The organism is Microcoleus sp. Pol12A5, assembly GCF_036701435.1.
Taxonomy (GTDB): domain Bacteria; phylum Cyanobacteriota; class Cyanobacteriia; order Cyanobacteriales; family Microcoleaceae; genus Microcoleus.
Map to the genome: position 1 here is coordinate 23,338 of NZ_JAUBQU010000082.1, position 6,000 is coordinate 29,337.

Sequence of the window (6,000 nt, forward strand, 5' to 3'; positions counted from 1 at the left end):
TGCTCAGTATTTCAGCGTTTCCTTGACTCCGAGTTTGCTTGGCTCAAAGATAGAGACCATTCGACAGAATTTATGGAATACTGTGTAATACTCTTCTCCCCTATCAAGATCGTGCCAAAATCTTTGGCTGTGCATTGCTTCTCTTGCATAATAGCCAAATGTGTACAGTGCAATTTCCTTTTTCATTATACCAGACATAATCATAAAGTAAATCTCTTCCAAAAAGCAGATAAATACCTCTTTTTCCTGTTTTGTGACTGATATGCTGCTAGAGCTATCATGCAAAAGCTCACAGACTTTCTGGATTGACTCGTTCTCATCGAATCTTTTGCTCATCTCATGAAACTTCTCATATCTACTTATCCTATTGAGTTCTACGAACTCAATAATGCCTTTCACAAAAGCTAGGATTCCTATTAGTCCACCAATAGCTTCAATAAAGTTGTTCATGATTATATATCAAGTGGGAAGAGATGATAATTATTCCCTATTATACTGCAATACTCCGGACAGTTTTTGGAACGATACTACAAGCTTACGCGGGGCAAGGATCATAAAAAAGTCGAATTAAATGTAAGTCAGGCGTGGATCTGACATTGATTTAATTATCCACAGGGGCTGCGAAGTCAAGCGAGCATAAGCCATTGGGCTATATAAAAACTGTTGCGACTATTGATACTGATGATCGGCAAAAAAAGTCATGGTGGGGTTAACCAGTATTTATACTCATCGCAAAAATGACACGCTCCCCATCTTGCGGGCGGGCGAGACGCCCAACCCCTACTCCCCACATGAAATAATTTTTATTGTGGAACAGGCATCTTGCCTGTTCCTGACAGAAAATAATTTTATTGTGGAACAGGCAAGATGCCTGTTCCTGACAGAGGTATCAGAAAATCCACAAATTTTTGGTTAAGCGATTTACCGGAGGGGCGGGTTTACGATATTATCTGTTTTAGACAATTATTGTTTGTGAAACCCGCCCATACAACGCAAAAACAAAAAGTTATTATAATTGCTATTTTAATTCATCCAATTTCGCCTTGATAGCTTGCATATCTTGCCACATAAACCATTTCGGAGTTTCCGGTTCACGGGAGGGATTTCGCAACAAGTACGATGGGTGAAAAATAGGCATACACAAACGATTTTCCCATTCAATCCATTGACCTCGGATTTTACTAATTGGTCGCTTGTCGCTTAACAAACCTTTGAGGGCTGTTGCACCGGTTAATAAAATAATTTTGGGGTCTAAGATGCGAATTTGTTCGAGCAAGTATGGTTTGCAAGCTTCGATTTCTTTTGCTGTGGGAGGGCGGTTGTTGGGAGGGCGACATTTGATGACGTTGGCAATGAATACGTCGGTTTCTGCACTCAATCCCACGGATTCTAAAATCTTATCTAACAGTTTGCCCGATCGCCCGACGAAGGGCAATCCGGTTTCGTCTTCGTTTTGTCCGGGCGCTTCTCCCACAATCAAAATTGAGGCTTGAGGATTGCCGCGCCCGATGACGGCGTGAGTGCGGCTGTTGCCCAATTCGCAGCGGTAGCAGCGGTTGCAGTGCTCGCCGATTTGTTCCATATTTTGATAAGTGCCGGGAGGAATGGGAATTTTGGCATTTGCTGGTATTGAGTCTGTTTGGAAAGTGGCACTTTGATTGTTGTCAAAAAGGCTCAGTTGCAAGTCGCTGGACATAAATTTTACAATTAGGGAGAGATTTTGGAGTCTAGAGTTTATAGTTTAGATCGGGTTTGGTGATTTGAGATTGGCTAGAAGCTTGTGTGCGATGCTGTCGATTCCCTACGGGATAGCTGCGCTTCACGCACAATATTTAATTAACACTGGCACAATCTCCAATTGTTTGGTTGAGCTCGTACAGGCAAAAATATGTTCTCTAACCCGTTTTTTGACGATCGCGCCGATGCAGGCGAAAAACTGGCCGAGGCAGTTGTGGACGAGTTCGGCAAGTTGAGTTTAACGACACAGAAGGCGGTGAAACCGATTGTTTACGCCTTGCCGCGCGGGGGTTTGCCCGTTGCTGTGCCGATTGCGCGTCGGTTGGGCTGTCCTTTGGATGTGGTTGTCGCCAAGAAAATTACTCGCCCAGATAATTTAGAATTGGCGATCGGGGCTGCAACTGCTGACGGTCACGTCCTCTGGGAAAAGCAAAAGCAGCACAATTTACGCTTGCAAAAATCAGCCCTGCCCCGGGCTCAAAATAATGCTCAATCTCTGCTGGCAGATTTGTCTCCTGGACGCCCAAATATCAGCGCGACTGGGGCTTTGGCGATTTTGGTAGATGACGGCATTGCTACGGGGATGACGATGGCTGTGGCGGCTAAGGCTGTGGAGTCGCAGCAACCGGCGGCTTTGTGGATTTGCGCGCCTGTCGCACCGGCAGATTTGATGGGATTTTTGGCCCAGATGGGCGAGAAGTTGATTGTTCTGGAGACTCCTCACCCTTTTTACAGTGTCAGTCGCTTTTACGGGCAATTTCCGCAGGTTGAGACGGCGGAGGCTTTAAGGTGTTTGCAGCAACAAACTGAATGGCGATCGTAGGTTAAGCTAGAAGGCTAAATCTAAAAGCTCGATCGCTAAAACATGAGACCTTGGCAATATTGGTTGGACACTTTGATTCTGTCTACTCAGCACAATCCGCCTCGCTTTGTTGAGTTGGTAATGTTAACTTTGGCGATGATTTTGCTCGGGCTGTGGAGTGTAACATTACAGTGGCAGTATTTAACGCTATCTCTGAGTTATATAATTGGTTCCTCTTTTTCAATTTTGGTGCGGGAATCTATCGGCCCGCGGCCTCAATTTCAACTAACTCATCTGACAGCTTTGTTGTTATTAATTATCAGTTTTTATAGTTTTGCTGAACTGATTAGATAGTTAATTCCGTTTTGAGTTTTAGAGGCGGGTTTGACCATGTGATTGCGAAAGTGGTCAAGCAATTGCATAACTTATATCGCAATCCTCAGCGGGTTGTGAACTCGAGGTTTTTTTGAACGAACCGCGAAGACGCCTTCGGCGAAGCCGTTCCCGTTCCCCGCAGGGGTTCCCGAAGGGTAGGGTAGGAAGAGAAGAGAAGATCGAGACTTCACCAATAATTCAATACGCTTGGGATAAGACACTCACGGAGACAAAACACTGTGAAAAATAGATACAGCGAAGGCGCGTGCCTGCCCGAAGGGCTTATGCTTCGCCCAAAGCTCTCTTCGGACAAAAAAAAATTAACTGAACCGTATTGATTTAAAATTCGTAAACTTACTGAAGTTTAAAATGTGTCATCTACCTTAAGATAGAAATCCTGAAGTGATCCGAGCATCATTAGGGAAGTACCACGGGAGCATCACCCATACCAGGTGTCGCTGATGGACAAGAACGATGAGAATTGCCCCATCCGCTACAGGTAGTTTCCACCAAAGCACAATTTTTTTACCCATAAGAAAAGATGAATCAATTGAAGCAGTCGGTAAAGCAGTTTTGGTCGATCGCCAACCCCTACTTCTTTTCCAGAGAAAAATGGGGAGCTAGGGGGTTGTTCGCCCTCGTAATGTTATTAATGCTAGGTTTCAATGCTGTGGGCATAGTCCAGAGCTATATTATGCGAGACTTGATGAATGCAGTCACGGGAAAGAATGTTTCAGACTTCTATAAGATGTGGCTGATGCTATTGGGTCTGTTTGCCATATTCACGCCCATTATGGTTTTCTTCTTCTATTCGCAAAATGTACTGCAACTCTACTGGCGAAAGTGGCTAACGAATCACTTACTGAAGAAATATTTTAGCAATCAAGGTTTCTACAAAATTAAGTTCAATGATAAGGTTGATAATCCCGATCAGCGTTTGGCTGAAGACGTTAATTTGTTTGTTAAGCAAAATATTGATATTTGGGGATTATTATTCAACCAAGTTGTCACAATAATTTCTTTTCTTGGCGTTCTCTTTACAATTGACAAGGCACTGACTTTAGTTGTATTGATACTCGCTGCTTTTAAAACTGTTTTCACTATCTTTATAGGTAAGAGATTAAGTAGATTAAAGTTCAATCAGTTACAACGAGAAGCAAATTTTCGCTATAGTTTAGTTCATGTTCGAGACCACAGTGAATCTATTGCATTTTACCGAGGTGAAGAGCGTGAATTTAGTGCAGTATCACAGCGATTTAATCAAGTCTTGAATAATTTTAATAACCTGATTGTCTTGCAGCGTAACGTTGGTTTCTTTACGCAAGGAACCGGGATGATATTTACAAATTTACCTATAGTTTTTTTAGCTCCTCGATACTTTGCGGGTCAGATAGATTTTGGGCAGGTAACGCAAGCTTCTGGAGCGTTTGTGTCTATTTTAAGTGCCCTGGGCTTTATTGCCGAGAATTTTGATATGCTAACTAACTTTACCACTCAGATTAATCGTTTAGGAACATTTGATCGGGTTCTGTCCGAGCAAATGGCAGCACCTCAAGCCGGCATGGCAACGATTGATGTTGTGGAACAGCACTATCTAGCCCTCCAACGGGTTACCTTAGAGACGCCTAACTATGAGCGAATCTTAGTTAGAGATTTATCTTTCAAGGTGGGGCAGGGTGAAAGCGTCTTGATTGTTGGACCTTCTGGCGCTGGCAAGAGTTCGTTAATGCGAGCGATCGCAGGATTGTGGAATGCGGGTACGGGTTGCATTGTTCGTCCTAAACCGGAGGAAACGCTGTTTTTGCCCCAACGGCCTTATATGCTGCTAGGGGACTTACGCAGCCAATTGCTATATCCCAACACCAGCGGTCAAGTTACGGATGAACAACTGCACGAAGTACTCGAACAAGTCAATCTTTCCCATTTGCCAGAACGGGTAGGTGGATTTGATGTGGAATTGGAATGGGCTGATGTTTTGTCACTAGGAGAACAACAACGGTTAGCATTTGCACGCCTACTGCTGACTAAACCTCGCTACGCTATTTTGGATGAATCAACGAGTGCATTGGATGTGGCTAACGAGAGACGGCTCTATCAGTTGCTCAAAGAAACAGGAACTGCCTTTATCAGTGTCGGTCACCGTCCGACTTTGGTACAGTATCACGAGCAGGTCTTAAGGCTAGTTGGTAATACCAATTGGCATCTGATATCGGCTAAAGATTACAGCCCCTATCTCGCCGAGTTTGTTTGAAAAATGCAATTGCCGAACTGCAAGTAATTGTCTTTACCGTATCCGCCTCAAAATTCCAGGCGTGCGATCGGGTAGAACAGGAGTAATTGGGACGATCGTAAACGGCAAACTCGTCAAAAAACACTGTATCTTATAGCGCAATACGCTTGGGATAAGACACTCATGGAGACAAAACACTCTGAAAAATAAATAGATACTGCGAAGGCGCGTGCCTGGCCGAAGGGCTTATGCTTCGCCCAAAGCTCTATTCGGATAAAAAAAATTAACTGAACCGTATTGACGAATAATTAGCTCTCATCCTACATTTTCATTAGATTGATGTAAAATTATGCGGTTGCCTGCAGGATCGAAGGCATAGATTTCTAGACCGTGAGAAGATTTGATAATTTCTCCGTTGGGCGGATAACCTAAAGCCCAAATTCTGGCGATCGCAGTTTCGAGGTTGCTGACTTCCAAACACAGACTCATGCCTGTTTTTGCTCGATTTGCAAATTCCGATTTGTGGGAATCTTTGGGTTTGAATATGCCGAGTCTTAAGCCTGGGAGTTGAAATTCAGCATAAGTATTGGGAATGTAAGGGTTTGGTTCTATGTCTAGAAAATTTTTGTAAAATTTAACGAGAACTTCCTTATCAAGGTCTGCTAAAGTCACTAGGGCGGCGCTGTATTGGAAACTCATATAAATTGGTAAGGGGGAATTGGTAATAGGAAATTGATAATATTATAACTTTATATCTATTTAAAATCCTCCAATTCGTCCAGGGTAAACGCATCTTAATTTCAACCTAAAACATGATAAGATGAAGTATTTAGGTAAATCAAGTGCGTAATTCATA

Annotated in this window: 7 protein-coding genes; 4 read left to right on the forward strand and 3 right to left on the reverse strand. The window is 43.2% G+C overall.

Annotated elements, in window-relative coordinates; translation table 11 throughout:
* Window positions 1–3: 3 nt before the first annotated feature.
* Window positions 4–450: a hypothetical protein gene (locus QUA45_RS19970; protein WP_333098318.1), complete on the reverse strand. Its 447-nt coding sequence runs from the start codon at window positions 448–450 to the stop codon at window positions 4–6.
* A gap of 250 nt (window positions 451–700) precedes the next feature.
* On the opposite strand from QUA45_RS19970, the gene QUA45_RS19975 reads away from it, so the two are divergent.
* On the forward strand, window positions 701–916 hold the full coding sequence (locus QUA45_RS19975) for a hypothetical protein (RefSeq protein ID WP_333221939.1): 216 nt from the start codon (window positions 701–703) through the stop codon (window positions 914–916).
* A 102-nt stretch (window positions 917–1,018) separates the two neighbouring features.
* Here the strand turns inward: QUA45_RS19975 and QUA45_RS19980 are convergent, their stop codons facing one another.
* A complete protein-coding gene (locus QUA45_RS19980; protein WP_333098315.1) occupies window positions 1,019–1,696 on the reverse strand; it encodes a uracil-DNA glycosylase in 678 nt (225 codons plus the stop codon).
* Between the two features lie 192 nt (window positions 1,697–1,888).
* Between QUA45_RS19980 and QUA45_RS19985 the strand changes: the two genes are divergently transcribed.
* The 3 genes from QUA45_RS19985 to QUA45_RS19995 all read left to right on the forward strand — a co-directional run bounded on the left by QUA45_RS19985 (window position 1,889) and on the right by QUA45_RS19995 (window position 5,165).
* Window positions 1,889–2,560, forward strand: coding sequence for a phosphoribosyltransferase family protein (locus QUA45_RS19985; protein ID WP_333098313.1), 672 nt, complete (start codon window positions 1,889–1,891; stop codon window positions 2,558–2,560).
* A 63-nt stretch (window positions 2,561–2,623) separates the two neighbouring features.
* Entirely contained in the window at window positions 2,624–2,893 is a 270-nt protein-coding gene (locus QUA45_RS19990) for a hypothetical protein (protein WP_445243035.1), read from the forward strand.
* Between the two features lie 562 nt (window positions 2,894–3,455).
* Window positions 3,456–5,165 (forward strand): ABC transporter ATP-binding protein/permease, encoded by a 1,710-nt coding sequence (locus QUA45_RS19995; RefSeq protein ID WP_333221940.1) that lies wholly within the window; start codon window positions 3,456–3,458, stop codon window positions 5,163–5,165.
* A gap of 294 nt (window positions 5,166–5,459) precedes the next feature.
* On the opposite strand, the gene QUA45_RS20000 is transcribed toward QUA45_RS19995, so the two are convergent.
* Complete coding sequence (locus QUA45_RS20000) at window positions 5,460–5,843, reverse strand: VOC family protein (protein WP_333221941.1); 384 nt, start codon at window positions 5,841–5,843, stop codon at window positions 5,460–5,462.
* Window positions 5,844–6,000: the final 157 nt, after the last annotated feature.